Raw genomic sequence first — 25,237 nt, 5'->3', positions numbered from 1 at the left:
ACTGAACCCGCTGCTTATCAGGCGGAATTAAGCCACTTCGAGAGCCCAGTGGACATAGCTTTGCCACTGGCACTCCTGCTCCACCATCTCCCGACCCAGCGGATGACTTTCCAGCCATCCCTCCGGCAGCGTCAGCACCAGTTTCTCGCCGTCGACGGCCAGTGAAATGGCCGGCAGCAGATCGTCGCGACGGCGGCTGGCAAACAGGATCGCCAGACGCAGCAGCCGACACAAGTGCTCTGCAACCCGCGGTTTCACCGCATTTTGCTGATGGAGCGAGGAGAGGTCGATGGTGTTGGTCTGGTTGAGCAGTAGCGTCGCGAGCAGTTTTTTCTGCGCCGGCGTGAAGCCGGGGAGATCGAGGTTGCTCACCAGATAGGCGGCGTGCTGCGGGGCGCGTTTAAAATCGACGCTCAGGCCAATTTCGTGCAGCTCGCAGGCGCTGGCGAGCAGCTCGCGGCTGAGCGATTCCAGCTCCCAGGCATCGTCCAGCTGATTCACCAGATGTGCTGCGAGTTGGGTGACGCGCTGGGCCTGCTCGGTGTCGATCATAAAGCGGCGTTGAATATTGCGCAGCGTACGGCTACGGATATCCTGATCGACGGACAGATGCAGCATGCCGTAAACCAGGCCTTCACGGAGCGCACCGCCCGCGAGGGTCATACACTGAATATTCAGTTCGCTGAAAATGGCGATAAGTATGGCCAGCCCGCTGGGGAAAACCAGCGCTCGTTCTAAGGTTAAACCTTCGATTTCCAGCTCTTCCAGGCGCCCGCACTGAATCGCACGCTGCTTGAGCTGCTGCAATTTAGCCAGGGTGATACGCTCGTCCATTCCCTGCGCCATCATGATTTCCTGCAGAGCCTGAACGGTACCGGATGCGCCGACGCAAACTTTCCAGCCGTGGTAATTCAGGATGTCAGTAATCGGACGCAGAACTTCCCGAGCCGCATTCTCGGCGAGATCGAAGTTTTCTTTCGTCAGGTTACGATCGGCGAAGTAGCGTTCCAGCCAGGTGACGCATCCCATCGACAGGCTAAACAGAGAGGTAGTCTGTGCCCCCGTGCCGGTCACCAGTTCGGTACTGGCGCCGCCAATATCGACCACCAGGCGCCGGTCTTCGCCGCCGGTCGTATGTGCAACGCCTTGATAAATCAGCCGGGCTTCTTCTTCACCGCTGATGACCTGCACCGGACAGCCGAGGATTTCCCGGGCCTTCGCTAAAAACTCGTCGGCATTGACGGCCAGGCGCAGCGTGGCGGTCGCCACAACGCGAATTTGAATGGGGGGGATATCCTGCAGGCGTTCGGCAAACAGACGCAAACACTGCCATCCACGCTCCATCGCTTCCGCGGAGAGCGTGTTATCGCTGTTCAGACCAGCGGCCAGACGCACTTTGCGTTTGATGCGGCTGAGCGTCTGGATGCTCCCGGCCACCTCGCGTACAACCAACATATGAAAGCTATTAGAACCAAGATCGATAGCTGCATAAAGCGAGGTGGAACTGAGCATAGATTTATTTAACCTGAACGACGACGGTTACGAGGCGGACCGCTGCGACGCGGGCCATTGCCAGTGCGTGGGCGCGTCAGGCGCAGCGGCTTAGGCAAATCTGTCATAAGTGCATCTGGGTTGTACTTGCTGACCGGAATAGAGTGACCGGTGTAGGTCTCAATCGCCGGAAGATTCAGCGCGTACTCTTCGCAGGCCAGGCTGATTGAGTGACCGCTGGCGCCCGCGCGACCGGTACGGCCGATACGGTGGACATAATCTTCACAGTCGTCCGGCAGGTCATAGTTAAAGACGTGCGTGACGGCCGGGATATGCAGACCACGTGCAGCAACGTCAGTCGCCACCAGAATGTCGATATCGCCACGGGTGAACTCTTCAAGAATCCGCAGACGTTTTTTCTGTGCGACGTCGCCGGTTAACAAGCCGACGCGATGACCGTCTGCTGCCAGGTGGCCCCAGATATCTTCGCAACGATGTTTAGTGTTTGCGAAAATAATGGCGCGATCCGGCCACTCTTCTTCCAGCAGCGTCTGCAACAGGCGCATTTTTTCTTCGTTGGAAGGATAGAACAGCTCTTCTTTAATCCGGTGACCCGTTTTCTGTTCCGGCTCGACTTCAACATATTCGGCGTTGTTCATTTGTTCAAACGCCAGTTCGCGGACACGGTAAGAAAGCGTTGCGGAGAACAGCATGTTCAGACGCTGATTGGTCGGCGGCATACGACGGAACAGCCAGCGGATATCTTTAATAAAGCCGAGATCGTACATGCGATCGGCTTCATCCAGCACGACGACCTGAATCGCACCAAGGTTAATATGATTTTGTTTGGCGTAATCAATAAGACGACCGGTGGTACCGATCAGAATATCGACGCCGCTTTCCAGCACTTTCAGCTGCTTATCGTAGCCATCGCCGCCGTACGCCAGACCCAGCTTCAGGCCAGTGGCTGCAGCCAGCGGTTCTGCGTCAGCGTGAATTTGTACCGCCAGCTCACGCGTAGGAGCCATGATCAGCGCACGCGGTTGGTTTACCTGGCGGTCAGCGCTGGCCGGGTGAGAGAGAAGGTAATGAAACGTTGACGTCAGGAACGCCATCGTTTTTCCGGTACCGGTTTGCGCCTGCCCGGCGACATCACGACCTTCCAGCGTTAGCGGAAGAGCGAGTGCCTGAATGGGCGTACAATTATGAAACCCTTTCTTTTCAAGGGCTTCAATCACTGCCGGGTGCAGGGCGAAGTCGGAAAACTTCTGTTCTGTTAAATGTGTTTTGCTCATAGTGTGGTAGAATATCAGCTAACTATTGCATTAAGAAAGCGTATCCGTTGAAATAACGTCAACCTTTCGTTGGCTATACGCGAAATGACTTAAGGTGCATCTACGGCAACCTGATGAATCCTCGAAAGCTTAGACTACTCAGCGAGTCGAGGAGAATTAATCTACCGGGAACGGTTTGAAGGCGGTTTGCTTTGGCTCCTGCAAGACGACGTCCATGAGGGATCGGATCGCGCAGTTGCCAGTAATAGAAGCATCCTGAACAATAACGTGTATAACGTAGCATCGGCACGTCGTTGATGTCTGCGACACCAACACACCAGGCTTATTCCTGTGGAGTTAAATATGAGCGATAAAATTATTCACCTGACTGACGACAGTTTTGACACGGACGTACTCAAGGCAGACGGGCTAACCCTCGTCGATTTCTGGGCAGAGTGGTGCGGTCCGTGCAAAATGATCGCCCCGATTCTGGATGAGATCGCTGAAGAGTATCAGGGCAAACTGACCGTAGCTAAACTGAACATCGATCAGAACCCGGGTACTGCGCCGAAATACGGCATTCGCGGCATCCCGACTCTGCTGCTGTTTAAGAACGGCGAAGTGGCGGCAACGAAGGTTGGCGCCCTGTCTAAAGGCCAACTGAAAGATTTCCTCGACGCCAACCTGGCGTAAGCGGTTTGCCATTCCGGCGTCCGGGTTCCTATTTTTAGCGGAACTCTGGACGCCCGGCTAGAGTCGTGCTAAGTTAACTTCAGACTTCGTTTTAAACATACCTTATTGTTTGAATCTTGTTTTACCCGAAGCGTCCCGCAGAAAATGCGCGAGAGGCTACAAATTCCGGGCTTTTCACTCATTCCGTTTTGTCGTTCCAGCTCTGCGTTCTTTCCTGTGACCAGGCAACGTACAGGCACGAGATGAAGGCCGTTAACAGGCATGGATGTTCCTGCCATACCATTCACAACATTAAGTTCGAGTTCTACCCCGAGTTTAAGAACCCACACCATTATGAATCTTACCGAATTAAAGAATACGCCGGTTTCTGAGCTGATTACTCTCGGCGAAAATATGGGGCTGGAAAACCTGGCCCGTATGCGTAAGCAGGATATTATTTTTGCCATCCTCAAGCAGCATTCGAAGAGTGGCGAAGATATCTTTGGCGATGGCGTACTGGAGATACTGCAGGATGGATTTGGTTTCCTCCGCTCCGCAGACAGCTCCTACCTCGCCGGTCCCGATGACATCTACGTATCCCCAAGCCAAATCCGCCGTTTCAACCTCCGCACTGGTGACACCATTTCCGGTAAGATTCGTCCTCCTAAAGAGGGTGAGCGTTACTTTGCGCTGTTGAAAGTTAACGAAGTTAACTACGACAAGCCGGAAAACGCGCGTAATAAGATCCTGTTCGAGAACTTGACGCCGCTGCATGCGAACTCACGTCTGCGTATGGAACGTGGTAACGGTTCAACCGAAGACTTAACCGCACGTGTGCTGGATCTGGCTTCGCCAATTGGTCGCGGTCAGCGTGGTCTGATTGTGGCGCCGCCGAAAGCGGGTAAAACCATGCTGCTGCAGAATATCGCGCAGAGCATCGCCTACAACCATCCTGACTGCGTGCTGATGGTGCTGCTGATCGACGAACGTCCGGAAGAAGTGACCGAGATGCAGCGTCTGGTTAAAGGTGAAGTGGTTGCTTCCACCTTTGACGAACCGGCTTCTCGCCACGTTCAGGTTGCCGAGATGGTTATCGAGAAGGCGAAACGCCTGGTTGAGCACAAGAAAGACGTTATCATTCTGCTCGACTCCATTACTCGTCTGGCGCGTGCCTACAACACCGTTGTTCCGGCTTCCGGTAAAGTGTTGACCGGTGGTGTGGATGCCAACGCCCTGCATCGTCCGAAGCGTTTCTTCGGTGCAGCACGTAACGTGGAAGAGGGCGGTAGCCTGACTATCATCGCCACCGCGCTGATTGATACCGGCTCCAAAATGGATGAGGTTATCTACGAAGAGTTTAAAGGCACCGGTAACATGGAGCTGCATCTCTCGCGTAAGATCGCTGAAAAACGCGTCTTCCCGGCTATCGACTACAACCGTTCCGGTACCCGTAAAGAAGAGCTGCTTACCACCCAGGAAGAGCTGCAGAAGATGTGGATCCTGCGTAAAATCATCCATCCGATGGGTGAGATTGACGCGATGGAGTTCCTCATCAACAAACTGGCAATGACCAAAACGAACGATGACTTCTTCGATATGATGAAGCGCTCGTAAGTTAAAAAAAGCCCAAAAACGCCACGCAATCGCGTGGCGTTTTGTTTTTTGGGTTTGTATGATCCAGGAAGGGAAAAGGAAGCAGGGATTATCGTATGATTAGCGCGCCACTCCAGGCAGAGATGATTTTAACAGACTAAAATCTATACAATAAATTTGTAATGTTCTGCTTTACCCCTTCAGGAGTTGAGACATCGTCGTTATACTTCCCGGATTAACCATGCTGAGAGCACATGTGTTGTGAATTTACTCACTGCTATTACTGAATTAATCAGTATTTTCTTATTCACTACCCTTTTTATATTTGTTGCCCGAAAAGCAGCAAAAAAAGTCGGGTTAGTGGATAAACCTAACTATCGAAAACGGCACCAGGGTTTGGTTCCGTTAGTGGGTGGCATCTCAGTTTATGCTGGCATTTGTTTTACTTTTGCCATCGCTGATTATTACATTCCCCATTCATCCTTATATCTGGCCTGCGCCGGCATCCTTGTGCTGGTCGGTGCGCTGGATGATCGGTTTGATATCAGTGTAAAAATTCGCGCGGTGATTCAGGCCGCCATTGCCGTTGTCATGATGACGGCAGGAAATCTGCACCTGAGTAGTCTGGGCTATATTTTTGGTTCGTGGGAGCTGGTCCTCGGCCCGTTTGGCTTCTTCCTCACCCTTTTCGCCGTCTGGGCCGCGATTAACGCCTTTAATATGGTGGATGGTATCGACGGGCTGCTCGGCGGTCTGTCATCGGTCTCCTTTGCGGCAACCGGTATTATTCTGTGGTTTGACGGCCAATACAGCCTGGCAATGTGGTGTTTTGCGATGATAGCCGCCATTCTGCCCTATATTTTACTTAACCTCGGCGCGCTTGGCCGTCGTTATAAAGTTTTTATGGGTGATGCCGGCAGTACCATGATTGGCTTCACCATCATCTGGATTCTGCTGGAAACGACCCAGGGCAAAACGCATCCCATTAGCCCGGTGACCGCCCTGTGGATTATTGCGATTCCGTTGATGGATATGGTGGCGATTATGTATCGTCGCCTGCGTAAAGGTATGAGTCCGTTCTCTCCGGATCGCCAGCATATTCATCATTTGATCATGCGTGCCGGGTTTACTTCCCGACAGGCGTTTGTCCTGATCACCCTGGCGGCCGCGCTACTGGCGCTGGTGGGCGTGGTGGCGGAATATACCCGTATCGTTCCTGAATGGGTGATGTTAATTCTCTTTTTGTTGGCCTTTTTCCTTTATGGCTACTGCATTAAACGCGCATGGAAAGTGGCGCGACTGGTTAAGCGCATCAGACGCAGAATACGGCGACACAGCGGCAATAATCCAAAATTAACCAAGTAGAACTGGGGACGTGATGACTCAACCATTACCGGGAGCACAAGCAGTGAACGTTGAGAATGAGCTGGATATTCGCGGGCTGTTTCGCGCCTTATGGGCAGGAAAAATCTGGATAGCCGGCATGGCCGTGCTATTTGCGCTGATCGTTCTGGTTTACGCCTTCTTTGCTCGCCAGGAGTGGAGCGCAACGGCGATAACCGATCGGCCAACCGTGAATATGCTGGGCGGTTACTATTCTCAACAGCAGTTCTTACGCAATCTGGATATTAAAGCCAATCTGGTTCCGGTCGACCAGCCGTCGGCGATGGATCAAGCCTACAAAGAGTTCATCATGCAGCAGGGGTCCTGGGATACCCGCCGCGATTTTTGGTTGCAAACTGACTATTACAAACAGCGCCAGTCGGGCAATGCCCGCGCGGACGCTGCGCTGCTGGACGATCTGATTAACAATATTCAGTTCATGCCCGGCGACCCGCTAAAAAATGTTAATGACAGCGTGAAGCTGACGGCCGAGACCGCGGCGGATGCCAATAATCTGCTGCGCCAGTACGTGGCCTTCGCCAGCCAGCGTGCGGCAGGGCACCTAAATGACGAGCTGAAAGGCGCCTGGGCGGCCCGCACCGTACAGATGAAAGCGCAGGTGAAGCGCCAGGAAGAGGTGGCGCGCGAAATTTTCAACCGCCGTACCCACAGCGTGGAAGAGGCGTTGAAAGTGGCGCAGCAGCACAATATCTCCCGCAGTGAAACGGACATCCCGGCCGATCAGCTGCCGGATTCCGAGCTGTTCTTGCTCGGCAGGCCAATGCTGCAGGCGCGGCTGGAAAATTTGCAAGCGGTGGGGCCGGAATACGATCTCGACTATGACCAAAGCCGTGCCATGCTGAATACGCTCAACGTCGGACCGACATTAGATCCGCGTTTTCAGACTTACCGGTATTTGCGTACGCCGGAAGAACCGGTAAAACGCGATAGCCCGCGGCGCGTATTTCTGATGGTGATGTGGGGTATCGTGGGCGCGCTCATCGGCGCAGGCGTTGCATTATCGCGACGCAGAGTCCAGTGAATGCGGCCTGTGATGAAGCATTAATCAACTTCATCACCTAATCGAAGAGAATCGATGTGAAAGTACTAACGGTATTTGGCACCAGACCCGAAGCCATCAAAATGGCGCCTCTGGTTCATGCGCTGGCAAAAGATCCTCACTTTGAGGCGAAAGTGTGCGTAACCGCCCAGCATCGGGAGATGCTCGACCAGGTGTTGAAACTTTTTTCTATTGTGCCGGATTACGACCTCAATATTATGCAGCCAGGTCAGGGCCTGACGGAAATCACCTGTCGTATCCTCGAGGGGCTGAAACCGGTCCTGGAGTCATTTAAGCCGGACGTCGTGCTGGTGCATGGCGATACCACGACGACGATGGCCGCGAGCCTGGCCGCTTTCTACCAACGAATCCCGGTGGGGCACGTTGAGGCGGGACTGCGGACCGGCGATCTGAGCTCGCCGTGGCCGGAAGAAGGGAACCGTACGCTGACCGGGCATCTGGCAACGTACCACTTTGCCCCGACAGAGACCTCGCGGCAAAATCTGCTGCGCGAAAATATCACCGATGACCATATCACGGTCACCGGCAACACGGTCATTGATGCATTGTTCTGGGTTCGCGATCGGGTGCTGGGCGATGAGGCTCTGCGTAGCGCACTGATGCAGCGCTATCCTTTCCTGGCGAACGGCAAGAAGATGATTCTGGTCACCGGCCACCGCCGGGAAAGCTTTGGCCGCGGGTTTGAGCAAATTTGCCACGCGCTGGCAGAAATCGCTGCCAGCAATCCCGATGTCCAGATTGTGTATCCGGTGCACCTGAACCCGAACGTCAGCGAGCCGGTGAACCGTATTCTCGGTCATATCGATAACGTGATGTTAATTGAACCGCAGGATTATCTGCCGTTTGTCTGGTTGATGGATCGCGCATGGCTGATCCTCACCGACTCCGGCGGTATTCAGGAGGAGGCGCCATCGTTAGGGAAGCCGGTACTGGTGATGCGTGAAATGACGGAACGCCCGGAGGCGATTGCCGCAGGTACCGTGCGTCTGGTCGGGACCGATAGCCAGCGTATCGTCGCTGAAGTCACGCATCTGCTGCAGGATGATGCCGCGTATCAGGCAATGAGCCGGGCGCATAATCCCTATGGCGATGGTCAGGCATGTCGCCGTATTTTGTCCGCACTTAAAAATAATCAGGTAACGCTATGAGTTTTTCTACCATTTCAGTGATTGGCCTTGGATATATCGGCCTGCCAACCGCTGCCGCGTTCGCCTCCCGGCAAAAGCGGGTGGTCGGCGTTGATATCAATCAACATGCCGTGGAGACCATTAACCGTGGCGAGATTCATATCGTAGAGCCGGATCTGGCGAGCGTGGTCAAAACGGCGGTTGAGCAGGGCTATTTATGTGCGACGACCGAGCCGGTTGCGGCGGATGCGTACCTGATTGCCGTACCCACCCCGTTCAAAGATCTGCATGAACCGGATATGGTCTTCGTCGAGGCGGCGGCAAAATCCATTGCGCCAGTGCTGAAGAAGGGGGCGCTGGTGATTCTGGAGTCCACCTCTCCGGTGGGTTCGACGGAACAAATGGCCGCCTGGCTCGCTGAAATGCGCCCGGACCTGAGCTTCCCGCAGCAGGTTGGTGAAGCGGCGGATGTCAATATTGCCTACTGCCCGGAGCGCGTGTTGCCAGGTCAGGTAATGGTCGAGCTGATTAAAAACGACCGCGTCATCGGCGGTATGTCGCCGGTTTGCTCCGCCCGCGCCAGCGAGCTGTATAAAATTTTTCTCGAAGGCGAATGCGTGGTCACCAACTCCCGCACCGCTGAGATGTGTAAGCTGACCGAAAACAGCTTCCGCGACGTTAACATTGCGTTTGCGAACGAGCTGTCGCTGATCTGCGCTGAGCAGGGCATTAACGTCTGGGAGCTGATTCGCCTGGCAAACCGTCATCCGCGCGTGAATATCCTGCAGCCGGGACCTGGGGTAGGAGGGCACTGCATCGCAGTCGACCCGTGGTTCATCGTGGCGCAAAACCCGCAACAGGCGCGGCTGATTCGCACCGCCCGTGAAGTTAACGACCATAAACCTGACTGGGTTATCGAGCAGGTCAAAGCCCGGGTCGCCGATTGTCTGGCCGCCAGTAATAAACGCGCCAGTGAGTTGAAGGTCGCCTGTTTTGGCCTGGCTTTTAAGCCGAATATCGACGATCTGCGCGAAAGCCCGGCGATGTCTATCGCTATGCAAATCGCCCGCTGGCACAGCGGTGAAACGCTGGTTGTGGAACCCAATATTCACCAGCTACCGGCGAAACTTGACGGCCTGTGTACGCTGGCCTTGCTGGATGACGCACTGGCGAACGCCGATGTGCTGGTGATGCTGGTTGACCATCACGAGTTTAAAGCCATCAGCGGCGATAGCGTGACGCAGGATTATATTGTCGATACCAAAGGGGTGTGGCGGTGAGAACGGTTCTGGTCACCGGTGGGGCCGGGTTTATTGGCTCAGCGGTTGTTCGCGAAATCATTCACGAAACTTCCGACACGGTTGTCGTCGTCGATAAGTTGACCTATGCCGGTAATTTACAATCACTGTCTCCTGTTGCCCGGAATGCCCGATTTGCTTTTGAACAAGTGGATATTTGTGATCGAACCGAACTCGATCGCGTTTTTTGCCACTACCAGCCTGACATCGTGATGCACCTTGCGGCTGAAAGTCATGTCGATCGTTCCATTGACGGTCCGGCGGCGTTTATTGAAACCAATATCGTCGGGACCTATACGCTGCTGGAAGCCGCACGCGCATACTGGAATGAGGCTGACGATGAGAAAAAATCGGCGTTTCGCTTCCACCATATTTCGACAGACGAGGTATACGGCGATCTCCACGATAGCGGCGCGTTTTTTACCGAAATGACGCCTTATGCGCCTAGTAGTCCTTATTCCGCTTCTAAAGCCAGCAGTGACCATCTGGTGCGCGCATGGCAACGCACCTATGGTCTGCCAGTGCTGATCACGAATTGTTCAAATAACTATGGACCGTATCATTTCCCAGAGAAGCTGATTCCGCTTACCATCCTCAATGCGCTGGCAGGCAAGCCGCTATCGGTTTATGGCAATGGCCAGCAAATTCGCGACTGGTTGTACGTTGAAGATCACGCCAGAGCACTGTACCTGGTGGCGACACGCGGTAAGTCTGGCGAAACTTACAATATCGGCGGGCACAACGAGCGTAAGAATATTGAGGTGGTGGAAACCATTTGCGATCTGCTGGAAGAGCTGGCACCGCACAAGCCGAATGGCGTGGCGCACTATCGCGATCTCATCACCTTTGTCACCGATCGACCTGGCCACGATCTTCGCTATGCCATCGATGCGTCGAAAATTGAAACTGAACTAGGCTGGACTCCGGATGAGACTTTTACCAGCGGTATGCGCAAAACGGTTCAGTGGTACCTGGCAAATGAAACCTGGTGGCAGCAGGTTCTGGACGGTAGCTATCAGGGTGAGCGTCTGGGACTGCAGGCCTGAACGCCTGGGAGAGAACAATGAAAGGTATTATTCTGGCAGGTGGTTCGGGCACCCGTTTGCATCCAATTACCCGCGGAGTGTCAAAGCAGCTGTTGCCTATCTACGATAAGCCGATGATTTACTATCCGCTTTCGGTGCTGATGTTGGCCGGTATCCGCGAGATTCTGGTGATCACCACGCCTGAGGATCAACGTGATTTTCAGCGCCTGCTCGGCGATGGGGAAGAATTCGGTATTCAGCTGCATTATGCTGTGCAACCAAGCCCGGATGGCCTGGCACAGGCCTTTATCCTCGGAGAGGAGTTCCTTAATGGTGAACCCTCTTGTCTGGTGCTGGGTGATAATATCTTCTTTGGTCAAAGTTTCAGTCCTAAGCTACGCAGCGTCGCGTCGCGTACTCAAGGTGCGACGGTATTTGGGTATCAGGTCATGGATCCAGAACGTTTTGGCGTAGTGGAGTTCGATGATAATTTTCGCGCTCTTTCTCTGGAAGAAAAACCGCAAAATCCCAAATCTAACTGGGCGGTAACGGGCCTCTACTTCTATGATGGCAAAGTTGCTGAATATGCGAAACAGGTTAAACCGTCATCACGTGGCGAGCTGGAAATTACCAGTATCAACCAGATGTATCTGGAGGACGGTGCGCTGACCGTTGAGCTTCTTGGGCGTGGTTTTGCATGGCTGGACACCGGTACGCACGATAGCTTGATCGAGGCCAGCATGTTCGTACAAACGGTGGAAAAGCGTCAGGGCTTCAAAATTGCCTGTCTTGAAGAAATTAGCTGGCGCAACGGTTGGCTGGATGATGACGGCGTAAAGCGGGCAGCCAAACGTCTGGAAAAAACCGGCTATGGCCAATACTTACTGGATCTTGTCCGTGTTCGTCCACGCCAGTATTGAACCCCTGGAGTGGGAAAATCGCTTCTTCGGCATCCAGAGCGCGATTGTGCGCTTTCGCGATGACGCCCCGCTGCTGACCGCTCAGGCGCTGGCCGGCTGGACGCGTTTGCAGGCGAAGATTGCGGCGGATGATGGCGTGCGGCTGGATGCGCTACAGCAGCTGGGTTTCCAGCTGGTGGAAGGCGAAGTCGATCTGGCACTGCCGGTCGGTCGGTCTGCCGACGCGGGCTGTGAAGTGGCTACGCCGGCAGAGATTCCACGACTGCGCGAGCTGGCGGCACAGGCCTTTGCGCAAAGTCGCTTCCGCGCTCCCTGGTATGCCGCAGATGCCAGCGGCCGTTTCTACGCCCAGTGGATTGAAAACGCGGTGCGGGGGACGTTCGATAACCAGTGTCTGATTTTTCGCGCTGCCGATGGCGACATTCGTGCTTTTGTTTCACTGCGTCAGCTCAATGAGACGGATGCCCGCATCGGCCTGCTAGCTGGTCGCGGCGCGGGTGCTGAACTGATGCAGGCCGCACGGCATTGGGCCGAACTCCGCGGGCTGTCTACACTGCGGGTGGCAACCCAGATGGGGAACACCGCCGCGCTTAAACGTTATATTCTCAGCGGTGCGAATGTGGAAAACACCGCGTACTGGTTATACAGGTGACATGATGATTCCATTTAACGCACCGCCGGTGGTGGGAACCGAGCTTGATTATATGCAATCCGCGATGGACAGCGGAAAACTGTGCGGCGACGGCGGATTTACCCGCCGCTGCCAGCAGTGGATGGAGCAGCGGTTTGGGACTGCGAAAGCACTGTTGACGCCTTCCTGCACCGCTTCGCTGGAAATGGCGGCGCTGCTGCTGGATATCCAGCCGGGCGATGAAGTGATTATGCCGAGCTATACCTTCGTCTCAACCGCCAACGCCTTTGTGTTGCGCGGGGCAAAAATCGTCTTTGTCGATATTCGTCGCGATACGATGAATATCGATGAAACCAAAATTGAAGCGGCGATCGGTGAGAAAACCCGCGCCATTGTACCGGTACACTATGCCGGCGTGGCCTGTGAGATGGACACCATCATGGCCCTTGCCAGCAAGTACAATCTGTTCGTGGTGGAAGATGCCGCGCAGGGTGTCATGTCGACTTACAAAGGGCGAGCGCTGGGCACAATCGGGCATATCGGCTGTTTCAGTTTCCATGAAACCAAAAACTATACCGCCGGCGGTGAAGGTGGCGCGACGCTGATTAACGATCGTAAGTTGATCGAGCGTGCGGAAATTATCCGCGAAAAAGGGACCAACCGTAGCCAGTTCTTCCGCGGGCTGGTGGATAAATACACCTGGCGCGATATCGGCTCCAGCTATCTGATGTCTGACCTGCAGGCGGCATACCTGTGGGCGCAGCTGGAAGCGGCGGAACAGATTAACCAGCAACGTTTAACGCTCTGGCAGCGCTATTACGATGCGTTGCTGCCACTGGCGCGGGCTGGTCGCATCGATCTGCCGGTGATTCCGGCCGACTGCGGACACAACGCGCACATGTTTTATATTAAGCTGCGCGATATTGACGATCGCAGTAATCTGATCGCCTGGCTAAAAGAGGCGGAAATTCTGGCGGTGTTCCACTACATTCCGCTGCATAGCTGCCCGGCGGGAGAGCACTTTGGCGAGTTCCGCGGTGACGATCGTCATACCACCCAGGAGAGCGAGCGCCTGCTGCGCCTGCCGCTGTTCTATAACCTGTCGTCAGCCAATCAGCGTACGGTGATTAATTCGCTGCTGAGTTATTTCTCCTGATATGTCGCTGGCTAAAGCTTCACTGTGGACCGCCGCGTCCACGCTGGTCAAAATTGGGGCCGGACTGCTGGTGGTTAAACTACTGGCTGTCTCCTTTGGCCCGGCAGGGGTTGGTCAGGCCGGTAACTTTCGCCAGCTGGTGACCGTGCTTGGCGTACTGGCGGGCGCCGGTATTTTCAACGGTGTCACCAAACTGGTCGCACAGCATCATGACGATCGCCAGCAGCTGAATAAGGTCGTCGGCACCTCCTCAGCAATGGTGCTTGGCTTCTCAACGCTGCTGGCGCTGGTCTTTCTGCTGGCGGCCGCGCCGGTCAGCCAGGGGCTGTTCGGCCATACGCACTATCAGGGGCTGGTGCAACTGGTGGCGCTGGTACAGATGGGCATTGCCTGGGCAAACCTGCTGCTGGCCTTGATGAAAGGTTTTCGCGATGCGGCGGGCAATGCCCTGTCGCTGATCGCCGGTAGCCTGATTGGCGTCGTGGCCTATTACGCCTGCTATCGCTTCGCGGGCTACCAGGGGGCGCTGCTCGGGCTGGCGCTGGTGCCGGCGCTGGTGGTGATCCCGGCGGCAATCGTGCTATGGCGGCGCGGGACAATCCCGCTCAGCGCGCTGCGTCCGCGCTGGGATAACGGCCTCGCGGGGCAGCTTTCCAAATTTACCCTGATGGCGCTGATTACCTCGGTGACGCTGCCGGTGGCTTACGTGATGATGCGTAACCTGCTGGCGGAGCATTATGGCTGGGAGGCGGTAGGGATCTGGCAAGGGGTCAGCAGCATTTCCGATGCCTACCTGCAGTTTATCACCGCATCGTTTAGCGTCTATCTGCTGCCTACGCTCTCCCGATTGACGGCCAAATCAGAGATTACCCGTGAGATCGGCAAATCATTAAAATTTGTCCTTCCGGCGGTGGCGGTGGCGAGCTTAACCGTCTGGCTACTGCGCGACTTTGCCATCTGGCTGCTGTTTTCCGACCGCTTTACGGCGATGCGCGACCTGTTTGCCTGGCAACTGGTCGGCGATGTGCTGAAGGTCGGCGCCTATGTTTATGGCTATCTGGTGATTGCGAAAGCGTCGCTGCGTTTTTATATACTAACGGAAATCAGCCAGTTCACGCTGTTGACCGCATTCTCGCACTGGCTGATCCCGGCGCATGGCGCGATTGGCGCAGCGCAGGCGTATATGGCTACGTATATTGTTTATTTCGCCCTTTGTAGTGGCGTGTTTTTACTCTGGCGTAAACGGGCATGACAGCACTGATACATGTACTGGGATCGGATATCCCGCACCACAACCAGACTGTTTTACGGTTCTTTAATGACGAGCTGGCCGCCCATGACGAGCAGGCGCGTAGGTTTATGGTCGTCGGTGATGCAACAGGAGTGCGCGAGGCCTACCCGGCATTATCTGTCACCTGTTATCCCGGAAAAAAATCCCTGGCGCAGGCGGTGATAACTCTGGCAAAAGCCGATCGCCGACAGCGCTTTTTCTTCCACGGCCAGTTTAATACCGGGCTGTGGCTGGCGCTGCTAAGCGGGGGGATTCGTCCTGCCCAGTTTAACTGGCATATCTGGGGGGCCGACCTGTATGAAAATTCGTCCAGCCTGAAGTTTCGCCTGTTCTATCCGCTGCGGCGCCTTGCCCAGAGTCGGGTCGGGCGCGTTTTTGCCACCCGGGGCGATCTCAGCTGGTTCGCTCGCCGTCATCCGCGCGTGCCCGGAGAACTGCTCTATTTTCCGACGCGCATGGATCCGGCGCTTAATTCGCTGGCCGAGAGCGCACCGCGCGCCGAGACGCTGACGATTCTGGTCGGGAACTCGGGTGACCGCAGTAATGAGCATATTGCGGCGCTGCGTGCTATCCATCAGCAATTTGGCGATACGGTAAACGTGATCGTGCCGATGGGGTATCCGGAAAATAATACGGACTATATTAACGAGGTCCGTGAAGCGGGCGCTGCGCTGTTTAGCGCCACCCACCTGCAGATTCTCAGTGAGAAGCTGGCGTTTCCTGATTATCTGAATCTGCTGCGCCGCTGCGATCTGGGCTATTTCCTGTTTGCTCGCCAGCAGGGCATCGGGACACTATGTTTATTAATTCAGGCAGGGATACCCTGTGTGCTGAACCGGGAAAACCCGTTCTGGCAGGATATGACGGAGCAGAATATTCCGGTGCTGTTTACCGGCGATGCGCTGGATGTTGACGTAGTGCGTGAAGCCCAGCGTCAGCTGGCGAGCGTTGATAAGAACCAGATTGCTTTCTTCCGGCCGAACTACCTGGCGGGCTGGCAGCAGGCATTGCAGATTGCCGCGGGGGTCAACGCATGACATTAATGCAATTTTGCGGGCTGCTGGTGGTCTGGCTGCTGTCAACGCTGTTTATCGCCACCGCGACGTATTTTGAGTTTCGCCGCGTGCGCTTTAACTTCAATGTGTTCTTCTCGTTGTTGTTTCTGCTGACCTTCTTCTTTGGTTTCCCGCTGACCAGTATCCTGGTATTCCGCTTTGATGTCAGCGTTGCTCCGCCGGACGTGTTGCTGCAAACCTTGCTGGTGTCGGTCTGTTTCTATGCGGTCTATTACGTGACCTATAAAACGCGTCTGCGTTCGGCCACGCACGACAGCCAGCGACGGCCGCTATTTACGATGAACCGCGTGGAAACGCATCTGGCATGGATCATTCTGCTGGGCGTAGCGCTGCTGTGCGTCGGGATTTTCTTTGCCCATAATGGCTTCCTGCTGTTTAAGCTCAACTCCTACAGTCAGATCTTCTCTGCCGAAGTCTCCGGCGTGGCGTTGAAGCGCTTTTTCTATTTCTTTATCCCGGCGATGCTGGTGGTCTATTTCCTGCGCCAGGATTATAAGGCGTGGATATTCTTCCTGCTCAGCACCGTGGCGTTTGGGCTGTTGACCTATGCCATTGTCGGCGGTACCCGCGCGAATATCATTATCGCTTTCGCCATTTTCCTGTTTATCGGCATTATTCGCGGCTGGATCAGCCTGTGGATGCTGGCGGCGGCTGGCGTCCTGGGTATTGTGGGAATGTTCTGGCTGGCGCTTAAGCGCTATGGCATGAACGTCAGCGGCGATGAAGCGTTTTATACCTTCCTCTATCTGACCCGCGATACGTTTTCGCCGTGGGAGAATCTGGCGCTGCTGCTGCAAAACTACGACAAGATCGCCTTCCAGGGGCTGGCGCCGATGATCAGGGATTTCTACGTCTTTATCCCCAGCTGGATGTGGCATAGCCGACCGTCGATGGTGCTCAATACCGCTAACTACTTTACCTGGGAAGTGCTGAATAACCACTCCGGCCTGGCTATCTCGCCGACGCTGATCGGCTCGCTGGTGGTGATGGGGGGGATCTGGTTTGTTCCGCTGGGCGCGGTGGCGGTCGGACTGATTATCAAATGGTTCGACTGGCTGTATGAGCTGGGTAACCGCGAGAGTAACCGTTATAAAGCGGCTATTCTGCACAGTTTCTGTTTTGGCGCTATCTTCAACATGATAGTGCTGGCGCGCGAAGGGCTGGACTCATTTGGCTCCCGCGTGGTGTTTTTCCTCGTGATCTTTGGTATCTGCTTACTGGCGGCGAAATTGCTGTACTGGTTCCTGGATAGCGCGGGACTGATTCACCGGCGGGTTAAACCGCTTTCGCAACCTCAGGTCAGATAAGGATGGACATGACTGAGACTATTTCTGCGCCGTTGTATCTGCTGAGAGGGTTACAACTCATTGGTTGGCGCAATATGCAGCACGCTCTGGACTATCTGTATGCGGACGGCACTATCCGCCAGGGAACGCTGGTGGCGATCAACGCAGAGAAGATGCTGGCGGTTGAGGATAATCCTGACGTACGGGCACTGATTGAAGCCGCAGAGTTTAAATATGCCGATGGCATCAGCGTCGTGCGCTCACTGCGTAAAAAATACCCTCAGGCTCAGGTTTCGCGCGTGGCGGGCGCTGACCTCTGGGAAGCGCTGATGGAACGGGCGGGCGCACAGGGGACCCCGGTCTTCCTGGTTGGCGGCAAGCCGGAGGTGCTGGCACAGACGGAGGCGCAGCTGCGTGCCCGCTGGAAGGTCAATATTGTCGGCAGTCAGGATGGGTATTTCGCTGCCGATCGACGCCAGGCGTTGTTTGAGCGTATTCGCGATAGCGGTGCGAAAATCGTAACCGTGGCGATGGGATCGCCGCGTCAGGAGATCCTGATGCGCGACTGCCGGGAGGTCTATCCGCAGGCGCTGTATATGGGGGTTGGCGGCACCTACGATGTTTTCACCGGCCATGTCCACCGGGCGCCAAAATTCTGGCAAAACCTGGGTCTGGAGTGGTTCTATCGTTTAGTCTCTCAGCCGAGTCGGATTAAAAGACAGATTCGCCTGCTGCGATATTTACGTTGGTATTATACCGGTCAGCTCTGATATTCCACTGCAAACTGGCGAGTTTACGTACGTATTGTGTTTACTACTGTCACTCGCCTGATACTTTATTTGCCATTTCCTGAAAATTCATTAACCATTCGCATGCTTAATGCACGGCGGGCAGCGTGTGCCGTCGTGCAGGCAAGGACATTTCCTTTCATTCATTAATAAAAATAACCGGTATATGGGCAAGACCATTCGCGGGTCGCGCCATGGCAAACCTGTCACTCCCGACGGCATGAATCGCTGTGCTACGGGTGGGGTGAGGTCGGCCCTCAGGCGTGCCGCTCAATGGACGAGGAACAAAAACCGGAAGCAGGGCAAACACAAGAGGTTATATGACAGAGAAAAAAGCGGAACTCCAGCGCGGACTGGAGGCCAGACACATTGAGCTTATCGCCCTTGGCGGGACGATTGGCGTGGGTTTGTTTATGGGGGCGGCAAGCACGCTGAAATGGGCCGGTCCTTCGGTCCTGCTGGCGTATATTATCGCCGGTTTATTTGTCTTCTTTATCATGCGCTCGATGGGCGAAATGCTGTTCCTTGAGCCGGTGACCGGTTCATTCGCCGTTTACGCGCACCGCTATATGAGCCCGTTTTTCGGCTATCTTACCGCCTGGTCATATTGGTTTATGTGGATGGCGGTCGGGATCTCGGAGATTACGGCCATCGGGGTGTATGTGCAGTTCTGGTTCCCGGATATGGCGCAGTGGATACCGGCGCTTATTGCCGTCGGGCTGGTGGCGCTGGCAAACCTGGCCGCAGTACGCCTGTATGGTGAGATCGAATTCTGGTTCGCGATGATTAAAGTCACCACCATTATCGTGATGATCGTCGTCGGGCTGGGGGTGATCTTCTTTGGTTTTGGCAACGGCGGGCACTCCATCGGATTTGGCAATCTGACCGAACACGGGGGCTTTTTCGCCGGCGGCTGGAAAGGATTCCTGACGGCGCTGTGTATCGTGGTGGCCTCCTATCAGGGGGTTGAACTTATCGGCATCACCGCCGGTGAGGCGAAGAATCCGCAGGTCACGCTGCGCAGTGCGGTGGGCAAGGTCCTGTGGCGTATCCTGATTTTTTATGTGGGCGCGATTTTCGTGATTGTCACGATTTTCCCGTGGAATCAAATTGGTTCCGGCGGCAGCCCGTTCGTTCTGACCTTTGCGAAAATCGGTATTACTGCGGCGGCGGGTATTATCAACTTTGTGGTGCTGACGGCGGCGCTTTCCGGCTGTAATAGCGGGATGTACAGCTGCGGTCGTATGCTCTACGCGCTGGCGCGCAACCGGCAACTGCCTGCGGCAATGGCGAAAGTTTCGCGCAATGGCGTGCCGGCCGTGGGCGTCGCGCTGTCGATTCTGATTCTGCTGATTGGCTCCTGTCTGAACTATATTATTCCCAACCCGCAGCGGGTCTTCGTCTATGTTTACAGTGCCAGCGTATTGCCGGGTATGGTGCCGTGGTTTGTGATTCTGATTAGTCAGCTGCGTTTTCGTCGTGCGCATCAGGAGGAGATGGCCAGCCACCCGTTCCGTTCGCTGCTGTTCCCGTGGGCCAACTATTTCACGATGGCGTTTCTGGTTTGTGTGCTGATAGGTATGGGCTTTAATGACGACACCCGTATGTCGCTGTTCGTCGGAATACTTTTCCTGGCCCTCGTGACGCTTATTTATAAGGCGTTTGGTCTCGGTCGACATGGAAATGTCGATAAAACGACGGAATAAACGCCAAAGTGCACAAAGCGTGACCAAACAGAAATTTTATTTAAAAAGGCACTAGACAGCGGGGGGGGAAGTCCGTATTATCCGACCCCGCAACGGCGCTAAGCGCCCGTAGCTCAGCTGGATAGAGCGCTGCCCTCCGGAGGCAGAGGTCTCAGGTTCGAATCCTGTCGGGCGCACCATTTAACCCGGTGCTTGAGCTGCGGTGGACTGTTAATTTAACAGTGCCGCGTGAAAAGATTTGCAGTGGTGGCTATAGCTCAGTTGGTAGAGCCCTGGATTGTGATTCCAGTTGTCGTGGGTTCGAATCCCATTAGCCACCCCATTATTTGATAGAGTTGTGAAATGCGAAGGTGGCGGAATTGGTAGACGCGCTAGCTTCAGGTGTTAGTGTTCTTACGGACGTGGGGGTTCAAGTCCCCCCCCTCGCACCACGACTTTAACGAATTGAACTAAAAATTCAAAAAGCAGTACATCGGCGAGTAGCGCAGCTTGGTAGCGCAACTGGTTTGGGACCAGTGGGTCGGAGGTTCGAATCCTCTCTCGCCGACCAATTTTGAACCCCGCTTCGGCGGGGTTTTTTGTTTTCTGCCGTAGCGCGACAATCTTCTATCTCCCTGATCTCTCGAATAAAAAACGGCTATCCGTGCGCTATGCGAACGCGTAATTTCGTGCCCGGAATCCTCCCAATTTACCGCTGTGGCTGATGCAATTTCCACGGAACCTGTGCGATAATAAACGGGTAGATGCTCATTCCATCTCTTATGTTCGCCCTCGGGCCTCATAAACTCAGGAATGATGCAGAGCCGTTTACGGTGCTTATCGTCCACTGACAGATGTCGCGTTTATACGCACGTTCTTCACGCTACTTCGACGTAGCTTGAGAGATACAGCGTACCGTCTCATCAAACACCATGGACATAACGTTGAGTGAAGCACCCAATTTGTTGTCAAACAGACCTGTTTTAACGCCTGCCCTGGTTTCAGTGCAGGCGTTTTTTTATGTCGCAACGGTATGAGCAGAAGAGGGCGAAGAGAAGCGCGCTATCGCCTCGGAAGAGACGATAGCGGAAAGGCAGGTTAAGGCTGAGGATTGTTCTGTAGCGTTAGCAGCAGGCCATCACGGCGCATTAATGCCGCTTCTTCTGGCTGATGCATACGGTCGAGCGTATCGGCCAGCCATGCATAATCAAAGGCATCCGGGCGCTGTTTCAGCGCAGCACGGAACGCGATGCTGGCCTCCTGCCACTCGCCGTGGCGCATCAGGGATTGCCCCAGCGTGCTCCACAGTAAAGGCCGATCGCCGACCGATTTAATCTGCTGACGCAGCACTTTTTCCAGCTGCTCCGGATTATTCGTCTTCAGGCGCGGAATAAGCATTACCAGGCGGTCATCATACTGCTTCTTCAGTCCGTCGATAATAATCTGCTGCGCGGTATCGTGATCGTCGCTCTCGATGAGCAGACTGGCCATCGCCACCTGCAGAGGCACCTGGCTGCGAGTTTTGCGGTTCTGGTTTTTCCACCACTCACGTAATCCATCGCTTCCGCGATCGGCCAGGGTCTGGTCCATCAAGCCAATCCAGGCCTGCTGCTCCAGCGCGGCGCGGTGCTCTTCATCGCTGACGTTGGCTTTTGCCATTGACGGCAGGATATCCAGCAGTGAATTCCACGCGCCGGTGCGGGTATAGGCCTGTTCGGCCAGACGCAAGACTTCCGGATGCCGTGGGGTAATCTCCAGCAGCTTATCAATGCCGTGGCGGGCCGCATGGTTTTCATTGCGGGCCAGCTGCAGGCGCACGCGCGCGATCTCGACCGGAATCAAATCGTCTCCGGCCAGCTCCGTGGCGCGCTCCAGATGCTGATTCGCCCGGGCTTCATCACCACGCTGCTGGGCCGCTTCCGCCGCCAGCAGATAGTTCACCACCGGTTGCTCGGCATGATCGGCGTTCTTCGCCATCAGCTTCTCAACCTGCTGATAGTCGCCTTCCGCCAGCTTGAGTAGCGCCTGTTCGGTTTGCTTACGTGCGCGACGGCGTTTGCGGCCCACGAACCAGCCGCGGGTATGGGCGCCGGTACGGAAAATACGGCGGAACAGCCATTCAATCGCAAACAGTACCACCATGGTGAGGATCATGATGATCGCCAGCCCGGTTACGCTGGTTTCGATATTGTAGTTATCGGTCTGGATCAGAACGTAGCCCTGGTGCCCGGAGATAATTGGGCCGACAACGATCCCGGCGATCAGCAGTGCGAAGAGTAAGAGAATTTTCAGCATGCGTTACTCTCCTTGTGGCGCAGGTGCAGGCGCAGGTGCAGGGGGCGTCGGCGCACTGCTCTGGGTCACGGCAGGCTGCGCCATCAGGTTGCGTACCCGCGTTTGCATCAGCTTCTCAAGAATGGCCTGACTTTGCAGATTTTCCGGTACATTCATTGTGATGCTTTGCTGACTCAGCTTATCGACATCTTCCAGAAACGCCCTGGTGGTGGCATCTTCCGTGTCGTAATAGGCGCGAACCCAGGTGGAAACATTATCCAGCGCTTGTTTGTATGTCTCTTCCTGATGGCGCGGTACCGCTTGTGCCGCAACCAGCAGGCGGGAGCGAATATTTTCGCGCAGGTAGATGTCCTGGTTTGGCGCCAGCAGCGGGACTGCCGTTTCGTCGCGGCGACGAATGGTAATAAAGCTGTCCATAAAGCTCTGCCAGCTCTTTTGCAGATTCACGCGCCATTCGCCAATAGAGCTGGAGAGCTCTTCGCTGTCGGAATCCATCGGGGAGTCGTCATCGTTATTGTCGGCAAGGCGCAGATTATCAATCTGGTTAGCAAGCTGGTTGACCTTGAGGATGATACCGTCGTAGTCGACCTGGCTGACGGCCGACAGCGACGCGATATCGTCGGTAATGGCGCGGCGGGCGCTAATCAGACTCGGATCGTTCATATCGGCGAGGCTGGCATCGGCGCTTTTTAACAGCGCCGCGGCGGTGGTGACGTCCCGATCGCTCCACAGCTTACGCCCGGCCGATTTGACCAGAAAATCAGCCTGCGCCAGCAGCCAGGTTTTGGCATCGCTGCCGGAAATGACGGCCACTTTTTGCTGCACGTCTTCCAGCTGCTTCGCCAGCGTCTCCTGCTGATGCTTCGCTTCGGTTAGCTGGTCCGCCTGCTGCTTGATAATACCTTCGAGTTCATTTTTTTGGCTTTCTTGCGCTTTTTGCAGCTCCGCCACCCGATCGGCGAGCGCCGTGCTGGTCTCGTTCTGCCGTGATACTTGCTGTTTATTTAAACCAAACAGGCCGACGCCAGCGGCGAGGGCAATGGCGATAGCCACCGCGCTCAGAACGAGGCTGGTTTTATTACCGCCGTTTTTCTTTCCGGTATTCTCTGGCTGTGGCGCCTTGTCCACGGCCTCCCTGGTCTCTTCAACCACGGCGGATTGGTTTTGTTGTTCCGTCATTATGGCTTCCAATGTTGAGAGTTATTGTAATGCGCGTAGCAGCGCATCGTTGTCGGCGCTATCGGCAACCTGGATATCCTGCCAGCCCAATTCACGGGCCTGCCGGGCCAGGCGTTCACTGACAACTAAAATGCGACAGCGAAGGAGCCACCGTTCGCGATACCATTGGGGTATCAGCGCCCAAAGCTGTTGCAGCATCTCGCCGCTGGTGACGACCAGCGTAGTGACGCCGCGGGACTGCCAGCGCATTGCTTCTTCTGCGCCATCGTAATGCTTTGCACTACGTTGATAGCATTCACAAAAAGTGACGTCGGCGCCGCGCTCGCGGAGCGTTTCGCCTAATAATTCCCGCCCGCCGTTACCGCGAAGAAGAAGGGCTTTCTTCCCGGCAATGTTTTGTAATTCAGGTAATTGTAGCAAGACTTCGCTAATTTCCCGATCTAATGGGTAGCGAATATTCTGTCCACTGACCGTATGCAGGGCCAGCGCCGTAGTACGGCCAATCGCAAAATAGCCGGGTGCTTTCGGCCAGCGTTGGCCCAGTTGATGCAGGCGAGCATGGGCAAACTCTACCGCATGCTGTGAGAGCGCAAACAAAAGATCGCCCGCGGATAAGGCGGCCAGCTGGCCGCTTAGCGCAGGCAGTTCGCGTCCAGGGGTAAACTCGATGAGTGGAAAACTCCAGGCCACATGTCCTAGCGCGCGCAGGCGGCTGACCAGCTCTTCACTTTGGGGCAACGGACGGGTGACCAGGATACTCATCGAGGGGCTTCTCCTGCATAAACGGCGGCGAGAATGTCGCGGGCGCCGCTATCCAGCAGCTCTTCCGCCAGCGAGACGCCGAGACGCTCGGCATCTTCCGGCTGGCCGCGTCGTTCACCGCGCACCACCTGCGAACCGTCCGGCGCACCGACCAGCGCGCGCAGCCACAGCTCACCGTTAATCAGCTCAGCGTAGCTGCCGATCGGAACCTGACAGCCGCCTTCCAGCCGGGTATTCATCGCCCGTTCCGCGCGAACGCGGATGGCGGTTTCCGTATGATTCAGCGGTGCTAACAGGGTTTGCGTCCATTGATCGTCAAGGCGACATTCAATACCGACCGCCCCCTGGCCGACCGCGGGCAGAGACTGCTCCGGCGTTAACGGTTGACGAATGCGCGACTCCAGCCCCAGGCGTTTCAACCCGGCGGCCGCCAGAATAATCGCATCATATTCGCCGCTATCGAGTTTGCCGAGGCGGGTCCCCACGTTACCGCGCAGAGAGCGGATCTGCAGGTCGGGACGTTGGGCTGCCAGCTGGCACTGGCGGCGTAAACTGGAAGTGCCAACGATGCTGCCGTGCGGCAACGCATCGATTGACGCATAGTGATTAGAGACGAAGGCGTCGCGCGGATCTTCGCGCTCGCAAATCGTGACCAGCCCCAGTCCCTCGGGAAACTCGACGGGAACATCTTTCATGGAATGCACGGCGATATCCGCGCGCCCTTCGATAATGGCCAGTTCTAATTCTTTGACAAACAAGCCCTTGCCGCCCACTTTTGCCAGCGGAGTATCAAGGAGCACGTCGCCGCGAGTGACCATCGGCACCAGTTCCACCGCCAGCCCAGGATGGCAGGACTCAAGGCGCTCTTTCACATAATGCGCCTGCCATAGCGCAAGTGGGCTTTGCCGTGTGGCAATTCTCAAAACTTTGTCTAACATGCTTGTTACCGTCATTGTCGACCACAAACTATCCTAACATTGTTGCCTTATGGATGTTAGTTTTGTGGGATTAGGGGGGCGGCTGTTTCGTTTTTTGCGTTATTTGCGTTTGGTGCCATTGCGGTTGCCACAACCGTAGTGAGGAATTTACACGCAGTAAACGGTGCTACACTTGTATGTAGCGCATCTTTCTTTACGGTCAATGAGCAAGGTGTTAGATTGATCACGTTTTAAACCATTTGTCCGTCAGCAGCTCATCACAACCACACCGACGACAAATGGTGAC

General features: G+C 55.3%; 21 protein-coding genes and 4 tRNA genes. 19 read left to right on the top strand and 6 right to left on the bottom strand.

The window, feature by feature from the left end; genetic code table 11:
• Nucleotides 1-27: 27 nt before the first annotated feature.
• Nucleotides 28-1,512 (bottom strand): guanosine-5'-triphosphate,3'-diphosphate diphosphatase, encoded by a 1,485-nt coding sequence (gene gppA, locus AC007G_RS26465; RefSeq protein WP_015585415.1) that lies wholly within the window; start codon nt 1,510-1,512, stop codon nt 28-30.
• Between the two features lie 8 nt (nt 1,513-1,520).
• Nucleotides 1,521-2,786 (bottom strand): ATP-dependent RNA helicase RhlB, encoded by a 1,266-nt coding sequence (rhlB, locus tag AC007G_RS26460; RefSeq protein WP_004869522.1) that lies wholly within the window; start codon nt 2,784-2,786, stop codon nt 1,521-1,523.
• Between the two features lie 342 nt (nt 2,787-3,128).
• On the opposite strand from rhlB, the gene trxA reads away from it, so the two are divergent.
• The 19 genes from trxA to AC007G_RS26365 all read left to right on the top strand — a co-directional run bounded on the left by trxA (nt 3,129) and on the right by AC007G_RS26365 (nt 20,348).
• On the top strand, nt 3,129-3,458 hold the full coding sequence (gene trxA / locus AC007G_RS26455; RefSeq protein ID WP_004869525.1) for a thioredoxin TrxA: 330 nt from the start codon (nt 3,129-3,131) through the stop codon (nt 3,456-3,458).
• A 333-nt stretch (nt 3,459-3,791) separates the two neighbouring features.
• Nucleotides 3,792-5,051, top strand: a complete 1,260-nt coding sequence (gene rho, locus AC007G_RS26450) for a transcription termination factor Rho (RefSeq protein WP_002883293.1) — start codon at nt 3,792-3,794, stop codon at nt 5,049-5,051.
• Nucleotides 5,052-5,291: 240 nt separating this feature from the next.
• Entirely contained in the window at nt 5,292-6,395 is a 1,104-nt protein-coding gene (gene wecA / locus AC007G_RS26445) for a UDP-N-acetylglucosamine--undecaprenyl-phosphate N-acetylglucosaminephosphotransferase (protein ID WP_004869531.1), read from the top strand.
• A gap of 13 nt (nt 6,396-6,408) precedes the next feature.
• Nucleotides 6,409-7,455: an ECA polysaccharide chain length modulation protein gene (gene wzzE, locus AC007G_RS26440; RefSeq protein WP_015585414.1), complete on the top strand. Its 1,047-nt coding sequence runs from the start codon at nt 6,409-6,411 to the stop codon at nt 7,453-7,455.
• Between the two features lie 56 nt (nt 7,456-7,511).
• Nucleotides 7,512-8,642 carry a non-hydrolyzing UDP-N-acetylglucosamine 2-epimerase gene (gene wecB / locus AC007G_RS26435; protein WP_072000056.1) on the top strand — a complete coding sequence of 377 codons (1,131 nt, stop codon included), beginning with the start codon at nt 7,512-7,514 and terminating at the stop codon, nt 8,640-8,642.
• Nucleotides 8,639-9,901 (top strand): UDP-N-acetyl-D-mannosamine dehydrogenase, encoded by a 1,263-nt coding sequence (gene wecC / locus AC007G_RS26430; protein ID WP_032697959.1) that lies wholly within the window; start codon nt 8,639-8,641, stop codon nt 9,899-9,901. The genes wecB and wecC overlap by 4 nt, the downstream gene beginning before the upstream one ends.
• A complete protein-coding gene (gene rffG, locus AC007G_RS26425) occupies nt 9,898-10,965 on the top strand; it encodes a dTDP-glucose 4,6-dehydratase (protein ID WP_142631090.1) in 1,068 nt (355 codons plus the stop codon). Before wecC ends, rffG begins: the two co-directional genes overlap by 4 nt.
• Nucleotides 10,966-10,982: 17 nt before the next feature.
• A complete protein-coding gene (gene rfbA / locus AC007G_RS26420; RefSeq protein ID WP_032690048.1) occupies nt 10,983-11,864 on the top strand; it encodes a glucose-1-phosphate thymidylyltransferase RfbA in 882 nt (293 codons plus the stop codon).
• Nucleotides 11,842-12,516 carry a dTDP-4-amino-4,6-dideoxy-D-galactose acyltransferase gene (gene rffC / locus AC007G_RS26415; protein ID WP_142631097.1) on the top strand — a complete coding sequence of 225 codons (675 nt, stop codon included), beginning with the start codon at nt 11,842-11,844 and terminating at the stop codon, nt 12,514-12,516. Before rfbA ends, rffC begins: the two co-directional genes overlap by 23 nt.
• A 4-nt stretch (nt 12,517-12,520) precedes the next feature.
• Nucleotides 12,521-13,651 carry a dTDP-4-amino-4,6-dideoxygalactose transaminase gene (gene rffA, locus AC007G_RS26410; protein ID WP_032690062.1) on the top strand — a complete coding sequence of 377 codons (1,131 nt, stop codon included), beginning with the start codon at nt 12,521-12,523 and terminating at the stop codon, nt 13,649-13,651.
• A 1-nt stretch (nt 13,652) separates the two neighbouring features.
• Nucleotides 13,653-14,903 carry a lipid III flippase WzxE gene (wzxE, locus tag AC007G_RS26405; protein WP_032690046.1) on the top strand — a complete coding sequence of 417 codons (1,251 nt, stop codon included), beginning with the start codon at nt 13,653-13,655 and terminating at the stop codon, nt 14,901-14,903.
• Nucleotides 14,900-15,979, top strand: a complete 1,080-nt coding sequence (locus AC007G_RS26400) for a TDP-N-acetylfucosamine:lipid II N-acetylfucosaminyltransferase (RefSeq protein WP_032690045.1) — start codon at nt 14,900-14,902, stop codon at nt 15,977-15,979. The genes wzxE and AC007G_RS26400 overlap by 4 nt, the downstream gene beginning before the upstream one ends.
• Nucleotides 15,976-17,325, top strand: a complete 1,350-nt coding sequence (gene wzyE, locus AC007G_RS26395) for an ECA oligosaccharide polymerase (RefSeq protein ID WP_032690044.1) — start codon at nt 15,976-15,978, stop codon at nt 17,323-17,325. The genes AC007G_RS26400 and wzyE overlap by 4 nt, the downstream gene beginning before the upstream one ends.
• An 8-nt stretch (nt 17,326-17,333) precedes the next feature.
• Entirely contained in the window at nt 17,334-18,074 is a 741-nt protein-coding gene (gene wecG / locus AC007G_RS26390) for a lipopolysaccharide N-acetylmannosaminouronosyltransferase (protein WP_032690043.1), read from the top strand.
• Between the two features lie 338 nt (nt 18,075-18,412).
• Nucleotides 18,413-19,798 carry a bifunctional threonine/serine APC transporter ThrP gene (thrP, locus tag AC007G_RS26385; RefSeq protein WP_032690042.1) on the top strand — a complete coding sequence of 462 codons (1,386 nt, stop codon included), beginning with the start codon at nt 18,413-18,415 and terminating at the stop codon, nt 19,796-19,798.
• Nucleotides 19,799-19,900: 102 nt separating this feature from the next.
• Nucleotides 19,901-19,977 (top strand) — tRNA-Arg (locus AC007G_RS26380).
• A gap of 67 nt (nt 19,978-20,044) precedes the next feature.
• Nucleotides 20,045-20,120, top strand: a tRNA-His gene (locus AC007G_RS26375).
• Nucleotides 20,121-20,142: 22 nt separating this feature from the next.
• Nucleotides 20,143-20,229: transfer RNA gene (locus AC007G_RS26370), tRNA-Leu, on the top strand.
• Nucleotides 20,230-20,271: 42 nt separating this feature from the next.
• A tRNA-Pro gene (locus AC007G_RS26365) sits at nt 20,272-20,348 on the top strand.
• A 527-nt stretch (nt 20,349-20,875) separates the two neighbouring features.
• On the opposite strand, the gene hemY is transcribed toward AC007G_RS26365, so the two are convergent.
• The 4 genes from hemY to hemC are packed head-to-tail and all read right to left on the bottom strand — an operon-like array spanning nt 20,876 to nt 24,951.
• On the bottom strand, nt 20,876-22,072 hold the full coding sequence (gene hemY / locus AC007G_RS26360; protein ID WP_032690041.1) for a protoheme IX biogenesis protein HemY: 1,197 nt from the start codon (nt 22,070-22,072) through the stop codon (nt 20,876-20,878).
• A 3-nt stretch (nt 22,073-22,075) separates the two neighbouring features.
• Complete coding sequence (gene hemX, locus AC007G_RS26355) at nt 22,076-23,251, bottom strand: uroporphyrinogen-III C-methyltransferase (RefSeq protein WP_032690040.1); 1,176 nt, start codon at nt 23,249-23,251, stop codon at nt 22,076-22,078.
• Nucleotides 23,252-23,272: 21 nt separating this feature from the next.
• On the bottom strand, nt 23,273-24,013 hold the full coding sequence (gene hemD, locus AC007G_RS26350; RefSeq protein ID WP_032690039.1) for a uroporphyrinogen-III synthase: 741 nt from the start codon (nt 24,011-24,013) through the stop codon (nt 23,273-23,275).
• Nucleotides 24,010-24,951 (bottom strand): hydroxymethylbilane synthase, encoded by a 942-nt coding sequence (gene hemC, locus AC007G_RS26345; RefSeq protein WP_049264793.1) that lies wholly within the window; start codon nt 24,949-24,951, stop codon nt 24,010-24,012. Before hemC ends, hemD begins: the two co-directional genes overlap by 4 nt.
• Between the last annotated feature and the right edge of the window lie 286 nt (nt 24,952-25,237).

Source organism: Klebsiella sp. CSG-1 (assembly GCF_056521145.1).
Note: the sequence above shows the minus strand (reverse complement) of the source record. Positions and strands in the feature narration are given on the sequence as shown.

Coding starts and splice junctions, on each gene's coding strand:
- gppA (WP_015585415.1), bottom strand. CDS start 1,512: ATGCTCAGTTCCACCTCGCTTTATGCAGCTATCGATCTTGGTTCTAAT.
- rhlB (WP_004869522.1), bottom strand. CDS start 2,786: ATGAGCAAAACACATTTAACAGAACAGAAGTTTTCCGACTTCGCCCTG.
- trxA (WP_004869525.1), top strand. CDS start 3,129: ATGAGCGATAAAATTATTCACCTGACTGACGACAGTTTTGACACGGAC.
- rho (WP_002883293.1), top strand. CDS start 3,792: ATGAATCTTACCGAATTAAAGAATACGCCGGTTTCTGAGCTGATTACT.
- wzzE (WP_015585414.1), top strand. CDS start 6,409: ATGACTCAACCATTACCGGGAGCACAAGCAGTGAACGTTGAGAATGAG.
- wecC (WP_032697959.1), top strand. CDS start 8,639: ATGAGTTTTTCTACCATTTCAGTGATTGGCCTTGGATATATCGGCCTG.
- rfbA (WP_032690048.1), top strand. CDS start 10,983: ATGAAAGGTATTATTCTGGCAGGTGGTTCGGGCACCCGTTTGCATCCA.
- rffA (WP_032690062.1), top strand. CDS start 12,521: ATGATTCCATTTAACGCACCGCCGGTGGTGGGAACCGAGCTTGATTAT.
- wzxE (WP_032690046.1), top strand. CDS start 13,653: ATGTCGCTGGCTAAAGCTTCACTGTGGACCGCCGCGTCCACGCTGGTC.
- AC007G_RS26400 (WP_032690045.1), top strand. CDS start 14,900: ATGACAGCACTGATACATGTACTGGGATCGGATATCCCGCACCACAAC.
- wzyE (WP_032690044.1), top strand. CDS start 15,976: ATGACATTAATGCAATTTTGCGGGCTGCTGGTGGTCTGGCTGCTGTCA.
- wecG (WP_032690043.1), top strand. CDS start 17,334: ATGACTGAGACTATTTCTGCGCCGTTGTATCTGCTGAGAGGGTTACAA.
- thrP (WP_032690042.1), top strand. CDS start 18,413: ATGACAGAGAAAAAAGCGGAACTCCAGCGCGGACTGGAGGCCAGACAC.
- hemY (WP_032690041.1), bottom strand. CDS start 22,072: ATGCTGAAAATTCTCTTACTCTTCGCACTGCTGATCGCCGGGATCGTT.
- hemX (WP_032690040.1), bottom strand. CDS start 23,251: ATGACGGAACAACAAAACCAATCCGCCGTGGTTGAAGAGACCAGGGAG.
- hemD (WP_032690039.1), bottom strand. CDS start 24,013: ATGAGTATCCTGGTCACCCGTCCGTTGCCCCAAAGTGAAGAGCTGGTC.
- hemC (WP_049264793.1), bottom strand. CDS start 24,951: ATGTTAGACAAAGTTTTGAGAATTGCCACACGGCAAAGCCCACTTGCG.